This is a genomic window from Sutcliffiella horikoshii, assembly GCF_002157855.1.
GTDB classification, from domain to species: Bacteria; Bacillota; Bacilli; order Bacillales; family Bacillaceae_I; genus Sutcliffiella_A; species Sutcliffiella_A horikoshii_C.
In genome coordinates this window covers 3,207,744-3,227,047 of record NZ_CP020880.1, presented here as the reverse complement: position 1 = coordinate 3,227,047, position 19,304 = coordinate 3,207,744, and the positions used below count along the sequence as shown (strand labels likewise).

At 41.1% G+C, this 19,304-nt stretch carries 17 protein-coding genes and 2 other annotated features; all 17 genes read left to right on the top strand.

The features are described from left to right. Positions 1–16: 16 nt before the first annotated feature. The 17 genes from mutM to B4U37_RS22605 all read left to right on the top strand — a co-directional run bounded on the left by mutM (position 17) and on the right by B4U37_RS22605 (position 19,126). Positions 17–853: a DNA-formamidopyrimidine glycosylase gene (gene mutM / locus B4U37_RS16590; RefSeq protein ID WP_088019103.1), complete on the top strand. Its 837-nt coding sequence runs from the start codon at positions 17–19 to the stop codon at positions 851–853. A gap of 386 nt (positions 854–1,239) precedes the next feature. Further along, the gene (ytaF, locus tag B4U37_RS16580; RefSeq protein WP_010195674.1) at positions 1,240–1,881 is read left to right on the top strand and encodes a sporulation membrane protein YtaF; all 642 of its coding nucleotides are present in this window, start codon (positions 1,240–1,242) and stop codon (positions 1,879–1,881) included. A 56-nt stretch (positions 1,882–1,937) separates the two neighbouring features. Continuing rightward, positions 1,938–2,537 (top strand): dephospho-CoA kinase, encoded by a 600-nt coding sequence (gene coaE, locus B4U37_RS16575; protein WP_088019100.1) that lies wholly within the window; start codon positions 1,938–1,940, stop codon positions 2,535–2,537. Positions 2,538–2,820: 283 nt separating this feature from the next. After that, positions 2,821–3,852 (top strand): glyceraldehyde-3-phosphate dehydrogenase, encoded by a 1,032-nt coding sequence (locus B4U37_RS16570; RefSeq protein ID WP_088019099.1) that lies wholly within the window; start codon positions 2,821–2,823, stop codon positions 3,850–3,852. Between the two features lie 325 nt (positions 3,853–4,177). Beyond that, positions 4,178–4,552, top strand: a complete 375-nt coding sequence (gene speD / locus B4U37_RS16565; RefSeq protein WP_010195679.1) for an adenosylmethionine decarboxylase — start codon at positions 4,178–4,180, stop codon at positions 4,550–4,552. A 114-nt stretch (positions 4,553–4,666) separates the two neighbouring features. Next, on the top strand, positions 4,667–5,071 hold the full coding sequence (locus B4U37_RS16560; protein ID WP_010195680.1) for a hypothetical protein: 405 nt from the start codon (positions 4,667–4,669) through the stop codon (positions 5,069–5,071). Positions 5,072–5,095: 24 nt separating this feature from the next. Then, positions 5,096–5,557, top strand: coding sequence for a transcriptional regulator NrdR (gene nrdR / locus B4U37_RS16555; protein WP_010195681.1), 462 nt, complete (start codon positions 5,096–5,098; stop codon positions 5,555–5,557). Positions 5,558–5,632: 75 nt separating this feature from the next. Further along, positions 5,633–7,087 carry a replication initiation and membrane attachment family protein gene (locus B4U37_RS16550; protein WP_088019097.1) on the top strand — a complete coding sequence of 485 codons (1,455 nt, stop codon included), beginning with the start codon at positions 5,633–5,635 and terminating at the stop codon, positions 7,085–7,087. Between the two features lie 129 nt (positions 7,088–7,216). Then, entirely contained in the window at positions 7,217–8,116 is a 900-nt protein-coding gene (locus tag B4U37_RS16545; RefSeq protein ID WP_088019096.1) for a diacylglycerol/lipid kinase family protein, read from the top strand. Between the two features lie 122 nt (positions 8,117–8,238). Then, the gene (gene ytxC / locus B4U37_RS16540) at positions 8,239–9,075 is read left to right on the top strand and encodes a sporulation protein YtxC (RefSeq protein WP_010195685.1); all 837 of its coding nucleotides are present in this window, start codon (positions 8,239–8,241) and stop codon (positions 9,073–9,075) included. A 69-nt stretch (positions 9,076–9,144) separates the two neighbouring features. After that, positions 9,145–9,378 (top strand) — a binding site (T-box leader). Positions 9,379–9,597: 219 nt separating this feature from the next. Continuing rightward, a complete protein-coding gene (thrS, locus tag B4U37_RS16535; protein ID WP_088019094.1) occupies positions 9,598–11,529 on the top strand; it encodes a threonine--tRNA ligase in 1,932 nt (643 codons plus the stop codon). A gap of 533 nt (positions 11,530–12,062) precedes the next feature. Beyond that, positions 12,063–12,201 (top strand) — a sequence feature (ribosomal protein L20 leader region). A gap of 56 nt (positions 12,202–12,257) precedes the next feature. Further along, positions 12,258–12,776 carry a translation initiation factor IF-3 gene (infC, locus tag B4U37_RS16530; protein ID WP_157663882.1) on the top strand — a complete coding sequence of 173 codons (519 nt, stop codon included), beginning with the start codon at positions 12,258–12,260 and terminating at the stop codon, positions 12,774–12,776. Positions 12,777–12,797: 21 nt separating this feature from the next. Further along, positions 12,798–12,998: a 50S ribosomal protein L35 gene (gene rpmI / locus B4U37_RS16525; RefSeq protein ID WP_010195692.1), complete on the top strand. Its 201-nt coding sequence runs from the start codon at positions 12,798–12,800 to the stop codon at positions 12,996–12,998. 24 nt (positions 12,999–13,022) lie between these two features. Further along, on the top strand, positions 13,023–13,382 hold the full coding sequence (gene rplT / locus B4U37_RS16520; RefSeq protein ID WP_010195693.1) for a 50S ribosomal protein L20: 360 nt from the start codon (positions 13,023–13,025) through the stop codon (positions 13,380–13,382). Positions 13,383–13,502: 120 nt separating this feature from the next. Then, entirely contained in the window at positions 13,503–13,769 is a 267-nt protein-coding gene (locus tag B4U37_RS16515; RefSeq protein WP_088020333.1) for a DUF1294 domain-containing protein, read from the top strand. A 64-nt stretch (positions 13,770–13,833) separates the two neighbouring features. Then, the gene (locus B4U37_RS16510) at positions 13,834–14,421 is read left to right on the top strand and encodes a TVP38/TMEM64 family protein (protein WP_088019090.1); all 588 of its coding nucleotides are present in this window, start codon (positions 13,834–13,836) and stop codon (positions 14,419–14,421) included. Between the two features lie 592 nt (positions 14,422–15,013). Continuing rightward, positions 15,014–19,126, top strand: a complete 4,113-nt coding sequence (locus B4U37_RS22605) for a S8 family serine peptidase (RefSeq protein ID WP_088019088.1) — start codon at positions 15,014–15,016, stop codon at positions 19,124–19,126. Positions 19,127–19,304: the final 178 nt, after the last annotated feature.

Here is a 19,304-nt window from a genome sequence, read left to right as displayed (position 1 = left end):
ATGAGGATGTGTTACCATGCCAGAACTTCCTGAGGTTGAAACGGTCAGAAAAACACTGGTCGAGCTTGTACAAGGGAAAACAATCAAACAGGTGAAAGTCTTATGGCCCAAAATGATTAAAGAGCCGGATGATGCCGCTCTTTTTGAGGAAATGCTCATTGGGCAGGAAATTGTGAAAATCGGAAGAAGGGGGAAATTTCTTCTCTTCTACCTTACCGATTATTGCATGGTTTCTCATTTGCGAATGGAGGGCAAATATGGCCTCTTTCAGAAAGAGGAGCCGGCAAATAAACATACCCACGTGTTCTTCTATTTTGAGGACGGCACCGAACTTCGCTACCAGGATGTTCGCAAGTTCGGTACGCTTCATCTTTATAAAAAAGGAGAGGAACTTGCAGCCAAATCGCTTGCAAGTCTGGGACCTGAACCATTTGAGGATGAGTTCAACCTTGATCTTCTTAAAGAAAGACTTGCCAAAACAAACCGGAATATCAAAGCAGTCCTATTAGATCAAACAGTTGTTGTGGGCTTAGGTAATATATACGTGGATGAGGCGTTATTCAGAGCGGGTATTCATCCTGAGAGAATCTCAAGCAGTTTAAATGAAAAAGAGCTGATAGAGCTGCAACGCGAAATAGTCCTGACTCTTCAAGAAGCTGTCGACAAAGGTGGAAGTACAATCCGTTCCTATGTAAACTCTCAAGGTCAAATCGGCATGTTCCAGCTCGAGCTTTTCGTCTACGGCCGTAAAGGAGAGCCTTGCAGAAAATGTGGCCATGAAATCGAAAAAACAGTCGTAGCCGGCAGAGGCACCCACACCTGCCCCCAATGCCAGCCAAAACCATTAGAGTAAAGTAACGCCTTTATACCTGAAGTATTGGAGGCCACTGAAAAACTGATATGATATAGTATTTGGTAATTTTGAGCTGTGGATTGGAGCAAAAGGCGAAGACTCCTGAGGGAGATAGCGCTAGGTTGAGACCCCGCAACGAAGTGAGGAGGCTCAAGCAGCGCCCCTAGGAAAGCGAAGCCATTTGCGAAAATCCACAGCGGTGTCTATCCAATATTTAAATTCATAGACAGACTTTTTAGTGGCCCCCAAGTTAGGCTCAAGCACAGCCCCTGGAAAGCGAACACTCGGATTGTAAGGCAAAAGGGAGTTAGAGTAAAAATAATTAGAACACATCGAATGGGCTCCTGCCATATACTATCCTAGTGATAGTTAGGGAGGAGCTCTTAATGATTCCATACATCTCACTTATTCTACTAGCCTTTGCCGTTAGTCTGGATAGCTTTAGTGTTGGCTTGACATATGGCCTAAGAAAAATGCATATGCCGCTTAAATCAATCAGTATCATCGCGTGTTGTTCGGCCGTCTCGCTTTTGCTTGCCATGTTAGTAGGCACCATACTTATGAAATTTCTCTCCCCTGCTTTTGCAGAGACAATTGGTGGAAGCATTCTAATCCTATTAGGAATGTGGGTTCTCTATCAGTTTTTCCGTGCCAGTACAGCCGAAGACAGTACCTCTTTTGCAGATGAACGCATATTGTTCAATCTTGAAATCAAATCACTCGGTGTTGTCATCAACATTTTGAGAAAGCCAACAGAAGCAGACTTTGACCGTTCAGGCTCCATCACCGGGTTAGAGGCCTTTTTTCTTGGCATTGCCCTGTCCCTTGATGCTTTTGGAGCGGGAATCGGTGCAGCCTTGCTTGGTTATTCTCCCGGTGTGATGGCCATTTCAGTAGCTGTGATGAGTTCGTTATTTGTGATCACTGGGATAAAATTAGGAAGGGTGTTCTCCACCGTTTCGTGGATTAACAAGTTCTCCTTTTTACCAGGCGTATTACTTATTGTTATCGGAATTATTAAAATGTAAGTAGAAACACTAGAGGTTGTGTAGCGCAGCCTCTCTTTTGAAAAGGAGGAATGGACATGCCATTGGTTATAGGACTAACTGGAGGAATAGCAAGCGGTAAAAGCACAGTGGCCAATATGCTGCGCGATAAAAACATTCCGATTGTGGATGCTGATATCGTGGCTCGAGAAGTCGTGGAAATTGGTACAGATACATATAAAGAACTTGTAAAAGAGTTTGGGACTGAAATACTTAACGACGACAAAACACTGAACAGACCAAAACTAGGTAGCATTATTTTTCAGGATGAGACTAAACGGCAAAAGTTGAACAACATCATGCACCCAAGCATCAGAACAAGCATGAAAGAAAAGACCCAAAAATTCTTGGAAGATGGCCATGAAGTGGTGGTCATGGATATTCCCCTGCTTTTTGAAAGCAAGCTGACTCACCTTGTAGATAAAACATTACTCGTCTATGTAACGGAGGCAACCCAGCTGAAACGCTTAATGGAGAGAAACGACTTATCTGAAAAGGAAGCAACAGACAGAATACGATCCCAGATGCCCCTTACCGAAAAAGTTAAACTCTCCCATGCCGTCATCGACAACAACGGATCCGTCACCAAAACAGAACAACAACTAAATGACATACTAACCAACTGGCATATCCAGTAACCCAGAGTTGATCGCAGTGGAAGGCGCGAGACTCCTCGAAAATGCTAACGCATTTTCTTCGTGCGATGAATCGCTTCCGTAGCCTTCCGGACCGCCCGTGGAAAGCGAAGCGCCTGGAACGGAGATCAACCGTAAAACCAAATACTAACTCTAGGGCATATCCAAAAATAGGGATATGCCCTTTTTGTACTTTTTACATGACATATAGAAATTAAATATGTTATACTAATTGCAGGATAACAGATTAATAAGTATAACATATATACAGAAAAGGGGAATTTACATGAAGGCAAAGGTTGCAATTAACGGGTTTGGACGAATTGGGAGAATGGTATTCAGACGCGCCATCCAAGAAGAAGGCTTAAATATCGTTGCAATCAATGCGAGCTACCCTGCGGAAACGCTAGCTCACCTTATTAAATATGACACAAACCATGGACGCTTTGACGCGGATGTTTACGCAGAAGACAATGCGTTAATTGTAAATGGTAAGCGCATTCAATTAGTGAACAACCGTAATCCAGAAGAACTTCCTTGGAAAGAAATGAACATAGATATCGTAATTGAAGCGACAGGAAAGTTTAATTCCCGCGATAAAGCGGCACTTCATCTTCAAGCTGGTGCGAAGCGAGTGGTCTTGACAGCGCCTGGTAAAAACGAAGATGTAACGATTGTCATGGGAGTAAATGAAGAAGTGCTGAATATGAATGAGCACTTTGTCATCTCTAATGCTTCTTGTACAACAAACTGCTTAGCGCCGGTTGTCAAAGTGTTAGATCAACAGTTTGGCATCGAGAATGGATTAATGACAACTGTTCATGCTTATACAAATGACCAAAAGAATATTGACAACCCGCATAAGGACCTGCGCAGAGCAAGAGCTTGCGGACAGTCCATCATCCCAACTTCAACTGGAGCGGCAAAAGCATTATCCTTAGTTCTTCCACATTTAAAGGGTAAACTGCATGGAATGGCGCTACGTGTGCCAACACCTAACGTATCGCTTGTTGACCTTGTAGTAGACTTGAAAAAGCCGGTTACGGTTGAAGACGTGAATGATGCGTTCCAAAGTGCTTCCATCGGCTCGATGGATGGCATATTAGGGGTTACAATGGAGCCGCTTGTGTCTGTGGACTTTAACACAAATCCACATTCAGCAGTCATCGATGGTTTATCCACAATGGTGATGGGCGATACAAAGGTAAAAGTATTAGCTTGGTATGACAATGAGTGGGGTTATTCTTGCCGAGTAGTAGATCTTGTTCAATTCGTAGCAGTAAAAATGGTAGAAGCAAAAGAGGTAATGGCTGGTTAATTTAGCCTAAGGCAATGCTATAGTGAAATAAATGTAAGCGGTTAACGTTCTTTGTTAATCGCTTTTTTGCATTTGTCGCAGAGTGGATTAACATTTCCCTTTTTCATAAATTAATAGTTTACGAGAAAAAAAGTCTTAAATGCCTGTTGCAAAACTAAAATAAAAGCATTATACTATTTTTCGTGAACTTCTTGAAACGATTATGTGGCTACTTAAAGGGTTAGGACCTCTCTGGACTAACTTTCCCCCGTGGTAGTAATACATCAATCACTCTTCACCTTTGAGGAATTCATGTATTTTAAAAAATGAAAAGGGGGAACGTGAGATGGAAACAGTAGGTCGTCACGTTATTTCAGAACTATGGGGTTGCGATTTTGACAAATTGAATGATATGGATTACATCGAAAAAACATTTGTCGATGCTGCATTAAAATCAGGTGCAGAAGTAAGAGAGGTAGCTTTTCATAAATTTGCTCCTCAAGGGGTAAGCGGAGTAGTTATTATTTCCGAATCCCACTTAACCATTCATAGCTTCCCAGAGCACGGATATGCAAGTATCGATGTTTATACATGCGGAGAATTAGATCCTAATATTTCAGCTGACTATATTGCAACTGCTTTAAATGCTCAGACGCGTGAAACAATCGAACTTCCACGTGGAATGGGTCCTGTTCAAGTAAACAAAGCAAAAGCTCTTTAAAATTATAACTAAATGCATTAAAATAAAGAGAGGTGTATAGCATGCACCTCTTTTTATTATACTCAAAATATATTATACATAAAAAACAACAAATTAAGGGGTTGTCAGGCTAAAGTGGGAGCGATACAAAAGTTGAAAGGGATATTGACCAATCACTCGGAAACGCGGGAAAATCATACAGAAGAATCCTTACGCAGTCGTTATTATAAAACTACCAATAAGAATGCAATGAAAGCCTTGCAAGAATTGTTTAACAAGATGGAAGGGGTAACGGTAAAATCTGTTTCTGAGGAGCACGGGGAAATTGCATTGCAAGTGAACAAAGGCAGAAAAGCGTTTGTCATTGTTACAGTTATCTCTGTCCGACCTTTTGAAACAGCGGTTGATTTTTCCGTTACAACAGAAACCAAACTACCTTTCGATTTTGGATACAGTCGTCAACTGATCAAACAAATGTATGAACGGATTGATAAATCGATGATCTATATTGGATCCGGGCTGAATTCGGGGAAAAAGTAGATTGGAAACGGAGTGGAAACCATCATGAAATGTCCTTCCTGTCATCATAATGGGACGAAGGTATTAGATTCACGCCCTGTAGAAGAGGGAAAATCCATCAGAAGAAGAAGAGAATGCGAGTCTTGTTCCTATCGTTTTACGACATTTGAAAAAGTGGAAGAAATGCCGCTTATCGTCGTGAAAAAGGAAGGAATACGAGAAGAGTTCAGCAGGGAAAAAGTGCTGAGAGGTTTAATTCGGGCATGTGAAAAAAGACCGGTTGCCCTAAAACAACTCGAAGACATTGTGATGGAAGTGGAAAAAGAATTAAGAAATATCGGCATATCGGAAGTGAAAAGCGATATGGTCGGTGAAATGGTAATGGAGAGACTATCAAAAATAGATGAAGTGGCATATGTCCGCTTTGCCTCTGTTTACCGTCAATTCAAAGATATCAATGTCTTTTTGGATGAATTAAAAGAAATCATTGATAAGGAACGAAAATAAGGAACCCTAAGTGAGAGAGGAAACATATGCCTCTCTTTTTCGATTACTTTTTTATAAGAAAGGTTTGGATGTTTCATGTCTGATCGCCATTGGAAAGAGCTGGTCCCTGTAGACCGGTATATTGTCCGTTCAAATGGAGTGCTCCAACAGTTTGACCGTAAACTCCTAACAATGCTATATCAACCTTTGCTGGGATTCAGGGGATACAGTCTATATATGACCCTCTGGAGTGAGCTGGACCAAGATCGCTTGTGGGGCGGGGAGACAACGCATCACGGCATAATGACAACGATGCAATGCAACTTAAAAGATATCCATCAGGAGAGAATAAAACTGGAAGGCATCGGCCTTTTAAAGACGTGGGTGAAGGAAGAAGATCAGCTGCGCACCTTCATTTATGAACTCCAACCACCCCTTTCCCCGGAAGCATTCTTTTCAGAACCAATGCTAACCATTTATTTATACAATCGACTAGGAAAAAATAAATACGCAAGTGTGAAGAAATACTTTTCCGATAAGGTAATCCCTGCGGATGAATACCAGGAAGTGACTCGAAATTTCAGTGATGTCTTCCAATCTGTCCAGTCAGAAAACATGGCGTATGCAGCAAATGAGGAGATGATGGAGGAACTACCACTGGAACAAGGAGAAGAATGGATGGAGCGCAAAAAGGGAAGCGAGCCGAGGGTAAGTCAAGAAACCTTTGACTTTGATTTGTTTTTTGCAGGGCTGTCTGAGGTGGTCATCCCAAAAAAATCAATTACCGCCAAAGTGAAGGAAGCGATTGTCAAACTATCCTTCATCTATACCATTGATCCGATATCGATGCGCGATTTGATGATGAATGTAATTGATGTAGATGAAAAAGTGGATTTAGAGAAACTGCGTAAGGCAGCAAGAGATTGGTATCAGCTAGAATACCAAGATACTTTGCCGGGGCTTGTGGAAAAAACACAACCGTTGAACCTGAGACAGTTTACGGACAAAAAACCGGCAACTAAAGATGAACAGCTTATCCAACAGCTGGAGAATGTCTCACCAAAACAAATGCTGACAGACCTTTCAGGTGGTTCAGAACCTTCTGCCTCAGACCTCCTAATTGTAGAAGATGTCATGTTCAAGCAACAATTAACACCTGGAGTCGTGAATGTCCTGCTTTATTATGTGTTGTTGAAAACAGATATGAAGCTAAATCGCAAATACGTTGAGAAGATTGCAAGTCACTGGGCGCGTAAACAGGTGAAAACTGTCAGTGAAGCGATGGAACTTGCCAAAGAAGAGCATCGCCAGTATCAGAATTGGGCGGATACCAAGCCAGCAGCGAAGAGTACTGGTGGAGGTAGCGCCTCTAAAGCGAAAGCAGGTAAGGTGGTGCGCAACCGTTTTGTCAGTTCGGACGGAACGGCAACGGAATCAGATGCTTCAAGTAGTCAGTCCGACAAGTTCAAGGAAGTAGAAGAGGATGAAAAACAGAAGCTGATGGAACGTTTGGCGAAAATGAAAGAGAAAAAGATAAGGTTAGATCCATAATGTAGAGGCTGCATATACCTTTTGGGGGATGCGGCCTTCTTTTTATTGATGCTATTTCTTAAAAAGATGTTAATACTACCAAAAAAGGGTATCGTCTACTATAAGACTAAAGAAAAGGGGAAATAACCTTTGAAGAGAGTAGCGGTGATCGTTAATCCCAATGCCGGGAACAAAAAGTTGATCAATTCCATTGAACAAATAGAAAAAATGCTCTTAAGTGCATTTGATGAAGTAACCATCCATCCTACCGAAAAAGAAGGCGATGGAGCGAGGCTAGTGGAGAAGCTGGCAAATCATGTGGATCTTCTTATCGGTGCCGGAGGGGACGGAACCATCTTTGAATTAATCAATGCGTTGGCTCCTTTGGAAAAGAGGCCTGTTTTTGCCATCATACCAGGCGGAACCTGTAATGATTTTTCACGAACGCTTGGAATCAATCAGAATCCTATCAAAGCAGTGGAACAGATCATGGAAAAGCGTACAGAAAAGGTGGATGTCGGAAAAAGTGATAATCAATACTTCTTGAATTTTTGGGGAATTGGATTGGTATCAAAGGTTTCAGACAACATCGACAACGGGACGAAACAGCTACTTGGAAAACTATCCTATTACATCAGCGCCGGACAAACGGTAATGGAAGAGGAACCGTTTCAGCTCACGATAGAAAGTGAAACACAATCTTATGAAGGTGATGCTGTCATGCTTCTGATAGGCAATGGTTCTTTTTTGGGTGGTATTCAGTCGTTTTTTCCTTCTTCAAGCATACAGGACGGGGAACTGGATGTATTGATTATCAAGCAGACCTCCATTGCCCAGCTTTGGACATGGATGCAGACAAGACTCCAAAAAGAGCTTCCGGCAGAAGGAAACGACGAGTTAATCTATTTCCGAGCGAAAAAACTAAGAATTGAAGCCACTCCAAATCAGGAAATCGATACAGACGGAGAAAAGACCTACCATACCCCTTCTACTGTCTCCATTCTTCCAGGTCATCTTGAAGTAGTCATTGGCGATTATCCATTTGAGTGAAGAAAAATAATATGCGCTAGTCCTTTTAGTTGATGGACCGGCGCATATTTTTTTATATTTATTCATTTTTCCATCCTCCTTCCCATATACATTGAATTAGGTGTACCAAAGGGGGGACAAACTTGTTTGAGATTTCCTTTCGAAATGAATCGGACGCAAATGCGATATATATGAAGGTATTAGAGAAAAATCCTGAGAGTGATTCTATCCTTTCTTTACATAAAGAAAAAATCGTCGTGGAATCAAAGGATGTTCATTTTTACAGAAATACCATTGTTCCGGTGCTGAAGAATTACATTCACCGAACCAAGGAGAAAGAATGGATCTTATCAGTATTGGAAAATACGTTTTACTATAAAGAGGAAGAAGAACAAGAGCAAATTCTATGTATTTTGCAATCGATCCTACTTGGGGAACGGTCTGATATTCCGAATCTCCCGGCTATAGAACAGCGTGATGCCCAATTGGATTCTGTCATGCAGTCTTTTTTTCAACAGCCCATTTCATTTTCATTTGACTCCTTCATTATGTTCAGGTTGAAAGAATACTTTGAAGGGTTGCAGGTATTTGTGGAAGCGGCAATTGATGAGTATAAATTGGAACAAGAGTACCAATCGTTCGTCCATCAGCTGAGGGGATTGTTGACGACGACAGATTCCAAGCTTGACGAATTGCATCTTGTCTATCAATATCAATTCGATTTTTATGACAAGTCTTTCTCGCATATCCCCAAAAATCAGCTCATCAAATTTATGAATAGAACTCATTTTAATAATTATTCGTATTATATAGACTCGGTCGTACTTGCTCCATTAGTTTCTATCGCGCCGAAAAAGCTCTTTCTTTACACAGATAACACGGAGCATCAACTTGTGGAGACGATTCGAAATATTTTTGAAGAACGTGCCGTTGTTTTACCTTTTCACTATTTTGGGCAAAATAAAAGTAAAATTGATTAAAGTGACCACTTGATTTTCCTGTAACAGGAGAATATAATAACCTACATAATCAATTTTAACTTTATAGCTCAAAAAGTATCGATGAGGACATGAGTGTTTTAAAAACGGATGTTAGAGAGGGAAGTCACCGGCTGTAAGCTTCCTATCACGAGTAAAACCCTAACCACCTCTGAACTTCAACAGTGAACATTGCAGTAGCTGTTGACGGGGAAATCCCTCGTTATCTAAAAATGAAGCCGTCTTTTAGTATCTTTAAAAGATGGGAACTTGGGTGGAAACACGGATATTAAACTCGTCCCTTATATTATATAAGGGGCGGGTTTTTTTATTTTGGTTCAAATAACCATTAGCAATTGCTTGGAGCAAAAGGAGAAGACTCCTGCGGGGGAGTAACGGTAGGTTGAGACCCCTGAAGCGTTGTGAGGAGGCTCAAGCACCGTCCCGCGGAAAGCGAAGCCGTTTGCGGAGAGCAATTGCGGCGTTATATGAACCAACAAAAATTCTAAAGAAGAGGTGACAGAGATGTCGGAATTAATGAAGATCACATTTCCAGACGGAGCGGTAAAGGAGTTTGAACGTGGTACAACAACAGAAGATATCGCTGCATCCATCAGTCCGGGTCTGAAAAAGAAAGCAATCGCTGGAAAGCTTAACGGAGAACTCATTGACCTGCGTTCCCCGATTAATATAGACGGAGAAATCAGCATCATCATGCAAGACTCCGACGAAGCGCTTGGAATCATGCGACACAGTACTGCCCACTTGATGGCACAAGCGATCAAACGCCTATACGGCAATGTAAAACTAGGAATCGGTCCAGTAATCGAGAACGGATTCTACTACGATATCGACATGGAGGAATCACTAACTCCAGAAGACCTTCAAAAGATCGAAAAAGAAATGAAGAAAATCGTCAGCGAAAACTTGGATGTTGTTCGTGTGGAAGTAAGCAGAGAAGAAGCATTGCGCCGCTACGAAGAGCTGAACGATGAACTGAAGCTTGAATTGATCCGCGAACTACCAGAAGGAGAAACAATCTCCATTTACGAACAAGGCGAGTTCTTTGACCTTTGCCGTGGCATCCACGTACCATCCACTGGGAAAATCAAAGAGTTTAAACTGTTAAGCATTGCAGGTGCATACTGGAGAGGCGACAGCAAAAATAAAATGCTGCAGCGTATCTACGGAACAGCGTTCTTCAAAAAAGCAGAACTTGATGAGCACCTTCGCCTGTTAGAAGAAGCAAAAGAGCGTGATCACCGTAAAATTGGTAAAGAGCTTGACCTTTTCTTCAACTCCCAAAAAGTTGGGCAAGGCTTGCCGCTATGGTTGCCAAAAGGTGCAACAATCCGACGCGTAATCGAACGCTATATCGTCGACAAAGAAGTAGAGCTTGGCTATGACCACGTATACACTCCAGTAATGGGTAGCGTGGAGCTATACAAAACTTCCGGTCACTGGGATCACTATCAGGACGGCATGTTCCCTCCAATGGAAATGGATAACGAGCAACTTGTTCTTCGTCCAATGAACTGTCCGCACCATATGATGGTGTACAAGAACAGTATCCACAGTTACCGTCAACTTCCTGTACGTATCGCGGAACTTGGCACAATGCACCGCTATGAAATGTCTGGAGCATTGGCAGGACTGCAACGTGTACGTGGAATGACTCTAAATGATGCACATATCTTCGTCCGTCCTGATCAAATTAAGGATGAGCTGAAGCGTGTTGTCAACCTTGTACTTGAAGTGTATAAAGATTTCGGCTTGGATGACTATTCCTTCCGTCTTTCCTACCGTGATCCAGAAAATAAAGAGAAGTATTTTGATGACGATGCAATGTGGGAAAAAGCACAAGGCATGCTGAAGGAAGCAATGGATGAGCTTGGTCTTGATTATTTCGAAGCAATCGACGAAGCAGCATTCTACGGTCCTAAGTTAGACGTTCAAGTACGTACAGCCCTTGGAAAAGAAGAGACTCTATCCACTGTGCAGCTTGACTTCTTACTACCAGAGAAATTCGACCTCACTTATGTAGGGGAAGACGGCAAGCAACACCGTCCGGTTGTTATCCACCGTGGTGTCGTTTCCACTATGGAACGCTTTGTGGCATTCCTGATCGAAGAGTACAAAGGTGCATTCCCAACTTGGTTGGCGCCAGTACAAGTCCAAGTGATCCCTGTATCACCTGATGCACATTTTGATTATGCAAAAGAAGTGCAAGACCTTCTGAAATCAAAAGGAATCCGCGTAGAAATGGACGAAAGAAACGAAAAGATCGGCTACAAAATCCGTGAAGCACAAATGCAAAAGATCCCATACATGTTAGTGCTAGGCGACAACGAAATCCAAGAACGCGCAGTAAACGTCCGTAAATACGGCGAACAAAAATCCGAAACAATCTCCCTAGAGAAATTTGTGGGTGAACTGGTGAAAGAAGCGAAGAGATAGGCTTTTCGTGATACGGGGGAATGTCCTGGCTGAAGGTGCCAGGGTGTTCCCCTTTGTTGTGGTAGGGTTACGGGCTGCACTCAGGGGTGGGTGTCGCAATTTGGCAGAGTTTGTCGTTTGGCTTGTATTCGAGGTAATTTGGACAGTAAATGCCTCACTTTCGCTCGTATTTTTAAATTTCGGACAGTATTTCACTCCGTTCTGACAGTAAATGGGTACTTTCCGACAGTAAGCCTTAGTTACAATGTAATTGAAAATTCCCCCTGCCGACTGTAGTGCAGGGTGGTTGACTCCTGCGGGGGATAACGGTAGGTTTAGACCCCTGAAGCGTTGTGAGGAGGCTCAAGCACCGTCCCGCGGAAAGCGACCACCCGGAACGAAAGGAGAGGTGGAGTTTACACCCAGAGAAAAAAACTATTGCGCAATCGCAATTTATCTGATATCATTTAAAACGTTGTTTCATTTGATACGAATTCTTGACAATCAATCATCATTAATGATATATTATACAAGGTCAAATTGAATACTTGTTTGAGGACAAGAAGAAGCACCCGCTTCTCACCTGATTGACGCATTTTATGCAGTTGGCAGGTTTTACGAGAAAGATTCTATCTTTTACTTACGTAATCGTAAAGTGTGGGTGTATGTGTACACCCACACTTTTTTGTTTGTACAAAAGAGTAAATTGTTCGTCAAACGGTATTCGGAATAAACCTTGGAGGTGGCTAATTATTAGCAAGGACATGATGGTAAACGATGGCATTCGTGCCCGCGAAATACGTCTAATCGGTCAAAATGGAGACCAGCTAGGAATTAAGTCAAAAGTAGAAGCGCTGGAAATTGCAGCACGTGCTAACCTTGACTTAGTAATGGTTGCGCCTAATGCGAAACCTCCTGTATGCCGAATTATGGACTACGGAAAGTTCCGTTTCGAGCAACAGAAGAAAGATAAAGAAGCGCGTAAAAACCAAAAAGTAATCAGCTTAAAGGAAGTTCGTTTAAGTCCTACTATTGATGAGCATGACTTCAATACGAAACTTCGCAATGCAATCAAGTTCCTTGAAAAAGGAGACAAAGTAAAAGCATCGATTCGATTCAAAGGTCGTGCGATTACGCATAAAGAAATCGGTCAGCGTGTGCTAGATCGTTTCTCTGCAGCTTGTGCAGAAGTTTCAACAATTGAGTCTCATCCAAAAATGGATGGGCGTAGCATGTTCTTAATTTTGGCACCAAAAAACGAAAAGTAATTCATATGAGGAGGAACTCCAATGCCTAAAATGAAAACTCATCGCGGATCAGCGAAAAGATTCAAGAAAACTGGATCTGGTAGCTTAAAGCGTTCTCACGCATACACAAGTCACTTATTCGCTAACAAGTCTCAAAAGCAAAAGCGTAAATTGCGTAAATCAGCTATGGTAAGCAAAGGTGATTTCAAACGCATCCGTCACATGTTAGACAACTTAAGATAATATTTTTTATAGGAGGTATTCATAATGCCAAGAGTTAAAGGCGGTACAGTAACACGCCAACGTCGTAAAAAAGTCATTAAATTAGCCAAAGGTTATTACGGTTCTAAACATACTTTATATAAAGTAGCTAACCAACAAGTAATGAAATCCCTAATGTACGCTTATCGCGATCGTCGCCAGAAAAAGCGCGACTTCCGTAAGCTTTGGATCGCTCGTATCAACGCAGCGGCTCGCATGAACGGTCTTTCTTACAGCCGTCTAATGCACGGTTTGAAAGTAGCTGGAATCGAAGTAAACCGCAAAATGTTAGCTGAGCTAGCAGTTAGCGACGAAAAAGCATTTGCTGAATTGGCAACTGCTGCGAAAAACAGCTTAAATAAATAATTATCCAAACAAAGGAGGCTAACAATTTGGTAGCCTCTTTTGTGTTTTGATAAAATAATATCGAGACTGATAGTGAAGTCAGTCTACAAAATGTGTGCACACATTCGAACGTCGGAGGATATGATGGAAGTACTCGTCGGTTATTATATCTTTATAAACATTGTAGGCTTCATTATTATGAAAGTAGATAAACAAAGAGCCATCGAACATCGCTGGAGAATACCTGAATTACATCTATGGGGAATTGCCTTGCTTGGCGGCGCACTAGGTACGTGGATGGGGATGCAAACATTCCGTCATAAAACCAAGCTCCTGTTATTCCGTATAGGTCTACCATTCATAACATTTTTACATATCGGGTTTTGGGGGTATTTTCTCACAGCCTGATAAGTTAACATAAAATATTGATAGTTGAATAAGCTTTAATATTAATACTAGGAGGCAAGCCAAAATGGACGAAAAAATGAACGTACTCTTTGTCGTGATTGAAAGTCATTGGTGGCTGGCTTCTCTAGGTTTTATTCTTTTCCATATATTAAGACAAGTTTTGTTTATTCCGGTAGTCATCATCTGCATTGCCGGTGGAGCCTTGTTCGGCGGGGTAATCGGGAGTATCTACTCTGTGGCAGGCTTAACATTATCCAGTTTATTTTTCTACTTCTTATACCAGCAGTTTCCTAGCATATTCGGGAAAATTTTAAGAATGAAAGAAAGGCTCTTTGGCAACCGGGCAAACTTTTCGGTTGGACAGATCACTATCATGCGTCTGATCCCATTCATCCACTTCCACTTACTTTCTCTCTGCTTGATTGAAACGACAAAAAGCTTTTCTAACTATGCAAAAGCTTCTCTCCTGACTAATATTCCTCTCGCTATCATCTATACCGTCTTTGGCCAATTTATCACGGAATTTTCTCCAACTGCCATGGTTGCTGTGCTTATAGGACTCTTACTCCTCATGTTGGTGATGAGACAAAAAGTCGTCGTGATGAAGTGGGAGCAGTTCTTTCAAAAAGAAAAGCAATACAAAAGAGGTTAACGCTTATTTACAGTATTAACGCTTATTTTGGATAAAAGAGGGAGTAAATAGACTGATCTTAAATAACGAAAAAAGTCGACTTGCAGTTATCGGCTTTTTTTATTTTGAATACCAACTCTATTTGAAAACCAGGAAGAAAGGAGGCTGTTGTTGCTGCTGGATATTAAACAATTTGATTAAACATAATGGATAGTGCTGTACTGCGTAGATTCTGAGGTGACCATACGGGAGCTATCAGTGGCTAAATTAAATAGAGGTTTTTAATTTCACTAAAGAGGTATCATAGAGCTGGGCTGCAGTGTCATTTGCAAGCAACTTTATTGCATGAGCTGGACAAGCTAAGAGAGTCATAAAAGCAGGAACCAATGGAAAACTTAACCGGTAAGCCATCGATGAAAGATGAATTGATAAACAAGGATGTCCAAATGTCATGAGTATTGATATTCGGACATCCTTGTTTTTATTTGTGTCTCAAATGCACGTATATTTCGTTTCTCTAAAAAAAGTGATTTGATGGAATTTTGCAAAAATAATATCTCGTAAAATGTCGATACAATGAAACTATCAAAGGAAGAAAGAGGGGAAAAGAAAAATGAAAAAGAAAGTTTTCAAGAAGGCCACAACCTTGGCATTGGCAACTGGCCTTATGTTCAGTGCATTTGCGCCGGTTAACAATCCATTAAACGTTCATGCCGAAACACCATCAAGCATTAACCAGGTTTTAACAAATCTCACACCAGCCCAACGTGAAGCGTTGAATAAATTACAAATCAGCGATCAGTCTGGTTTGCAATTAGCGCCTGAAGTGAATTTGGAGAGCGATGATAAAGTTTCCGTTATCGTTGAATTCAAGGACAAGCCTGCTAAGACAGCAGTAGTAGAAGAGGCCGTAAAAGGGAAAAAAGTGTCGTTAGCTGAGGCAGAGCAAAAGGCCGATGCTGCTCATGAGACGTTCAAGAAAGACTTACAGAGCATTTATCAAGAAGATGTAAAAAAGAAGCAAGATTTCTATAAAATTAAAAGATCGTATAAGCACTCTCTTAACGGGGTATCTATGGAATTACCTTCTAATAAAGTGGAGGCATTAATGCAGTCCAAGGTAGTAAAAGCAGTTTGGAGTAATGAAACAGTGCAAGTAGAGCCTCCTGTGGAACAAAAATCATCTGATAAAACGACAGAAACCAAAAGATTGACATTCCCTGGTGTGGATCAATTGCACCACGAAGGATTAACAGGTAAAGGGATTAAGGTAGGAGTTATCGATACAGGAATTGATTATAATCATCCTGATTTAAAGGATGCTTATAAAGGCGGCTATGATTTTGTCGATAACGATAATGACCCGATGGAGACAACATATGATGATTGGAAAAAATCGGGGTACGCAGAAATTAATCCTTTGACAGGTTCCACTTATTATACGCAACATGGAACCCATGTAGCGGGTATTATTGCAGGACAAGGTAAAAATAATGCAGATTACGCCGTGACTGGTGTAGCACCGGAAGCGGATATTTATGCGTACCGTGTATTAGGGCAATATGGTTCTGGTTCAACGGAAGCTATACTGGCAGCAATTGACCGGGCTGTGCTAGATGGAATGGATGTAATCAACCTTTCTCTGGGCCGATCCTACAATGACCCTCTCTATGTTACTAGTATGGCATTGAACAATGCAGTGATGGCGGGAGTGACGTCAGTTGTTTCTGCTGGTAACAGCGGAGACAGTATGTACACACTTGGGTCCCCAGGTACTGCTGCCTTAGCTATTACAGTTGGAGCAAGCGATACACCAGAAATGATTGAAACATCTAAAGGTACATTGGAAGATGTAACAGCAGACCTAAAACTTTTGGCAAAAAGTCTAGATGATAAAGTAGAAGAGCTAAAGGGTCAGAGTCTTCCAATCATATACGCTGGATATGGGGCTGCTTCTGATTTTAACAACAAAGATGTGAAGGGAAAGATTGTCCTAGTCGATAGAGGAATTCTCACATTGGATGCCAAGATTAAAGAAGCGCAAAAACATGGAGCAAAAGCAGTATTAATGGCTAATAACATTCAAGGAGAAGGATTCATTCCCTCGTATCTAGGAGAAGGGTACGGAATGATTCCGACATTTTCCCTATCCTATGAACAAGGAAAGCTGTTGAAACAAAACGTAAATGGCACTTCGGAATTCTCCTTTAATGAAATTGGGGAAGTAGTGACGGAAGGAAACAAGCTTGCATCCTTTAGTTCACGTGGACCGGCTCGTACGACATATGATATCAAGCCGGAAGTAATAGCACCAGGCGTATCTGTTTTCTCTACAGTACCTTCGTATATGCATGGGGAAGACCAAATCGGAAACTATCAATATGCCTATAAAAGACTATCAGGAACTTCGATGGCAAGCCCGAATGTGGCTGGGGTAGCTGCATTATTATTACAAGCGAACCCAGATTTCACTCCTGAACAAGTGAAGCAAGTATTGATGAACACGGCAGATCCACTAAATGGGGAATATAGCGTTTATGAAGTGGGAGCAGGTGTAGTGGATCCGTACGAAGCTATTCATTCTCAAAGCCGAATCGAAGTAAGCGATGAAACACAAGGGAAATTAGACAAAAAAGGTAATTATAAGATGGTACAAGATAAAACAGGGGCAATCAGCTTTGGAACCTTTGCACCGGATGGAACCAATGTGACAGATCAACGTTCTCTTACTATCTACAACAATAGTAAACAAGCAAAAACATTTGATGTAAATATAGAGTTTCAAGTATTGGAAGGACGATTCCAAAACGATTATCGAACATCAAACGACGCAGATGCTAACGGTGTTCAAATTTCCGCAGATAAGAAAGTAAAAGTGAATGGAAAGGGGAAAAAGAAAACGAATGTCTTCATTACGATTCCCAAAACGGCAGCGTTAGGAACGTATGAAGGCTATATTACCTATACAAACCAAGTAAATCCGGAAGAGACATATCAAGTCCCGTTTGCTATCCGCACGACAAAGGAAGGAATCGAGTTTGTAGAAATACTTAATAAAGCAATTACAACTACGAAAGATTATAATGCGGCAAGACGATACACAGATGTATATTTGAATTTAACATCCCATATGCGTACACTCGATGTGTTTTTAGTGGATGGAAAAACAAACGAAGAATTAGGATTTATCGGAACATATGATGGTATGTTGATGAATGAGAAAGTGGATCTTGGGATTAAGCATGTATTTGAAGGGTATTACTATCCGTTTACTGGTGATGCGGACAAGCCAATTGCTTATAACCCGAAAATAGCCAAGCAAGGATCTTACAAATTGAAATTCGTAGGGACAAATGATGCAGGAAAAACTTTCTCTAAAGAATCTACCATTTATATGGAGAGTATCGCACCGGAACTTGATCTTAATATAAAAGAGGATGTATACGAATACACTCCTAAAGAAACTACAATAAACGTCACGGGTTCTATTTTCGATAAAGAAACGCAAGATATGAAGGCCGCAGGATTTGATGTTTCTCAAGGAAGTAATGAAATGTTTTATCATGATCAGCTTGGAGGCCGACCGGTACAGATTCCTGTTAATGAAGATGGCACTTTCTCTGTTGATATTCCTATCAATCAAACAAGACCTATGCAACTTTGGTTTTACGGGAGAGATGCTGCGTCCAATCAAACATGGAATAATAGTAGAATGATCTACGTTATTCGTGAAGGAGAGCCGCACGCAAATATGCAGACTGAAAAAATATTTGCAAATATGGGAGAGTCTGTACAAACGACTTTAACCCTAGACAATGTAACCGATGTAAAAGAAGCTGTGTATACGTTGCAGTATAATAATGCCTTGGCTGAACCGACTGTAACGACGCACAGCAGCGTTAGTGATGCAGTTGATATAAAAGTAGAGGATGTAAAAGAATTTGGGGATTACAACAAATTGACAGTTACAGTATCAACGAAGGATGGAGTGCCGGCATTGTCTAATGACCTTTCCCTAGCGGATATAGAGTTTAAGATGAAGGACGACAGATATTCGCAAGCCCCTATATTTTATGCCAGGTATATGACTGTATCTTACACGGATACGAATAATGAAATGAAGGAAGCATTGAGTGCAAATCCGATGATTTTTGTCAAGGCAACGTACTCAATGGTGTACGGAGGTGTAGCTGCAGAAGCATTTATGAATTTGAGTGGAACTCCAAACTCAAATGATTACAAGAAGGTCGGTGTCAAAGTACATGCAACTGGTAAGGACGGCAAGGTATATCAAGGAAGATTTTCTTCTTCATCGTCAACAAATTACCAGATTCCATATTTGCCTTTAACGGATGAAGAATTCCAATTCGAGCTAAATGTACCTGGGCATTTTACTGTGCACAATACATTTAATGTTGGATTCCATGATGATGGTAAAGTAACCAGCCAAAGAAAATATCTGCCTTATAAAACTGCAATCGGTGGGGATGTTAATAAAGATGATGTCATCGATATCATGGACGCAGTGTACATCCAATCGCATTGGGGTACTGATAAACGCGAAGCCGATATTAACTATGACGGCATTGTAGATGAAAAGGATATGGCTTTTGTTGTAAACAACTACTTCATGCAAAATCCGACCATCCAAAATGCGCCAAAACCTAAGAAGAATTATAAAGGACAAACCTTAGAAAGAATCTTGAACGAGCTGAACATCCAATAAGGAAGTACGAATTAAATAAAATAAAAACCACATCCATTATGAAAAATATGGGTGTGGTTTTTTTATGGGGAAAATCACTTGCAACTTTTATTGTCATTAATCCCTTCTTCATACTTTTTACCTAAAAAATTCCCCCAATAGGGAACCCTCACATTTTCACGAATTACTAGTAATGACT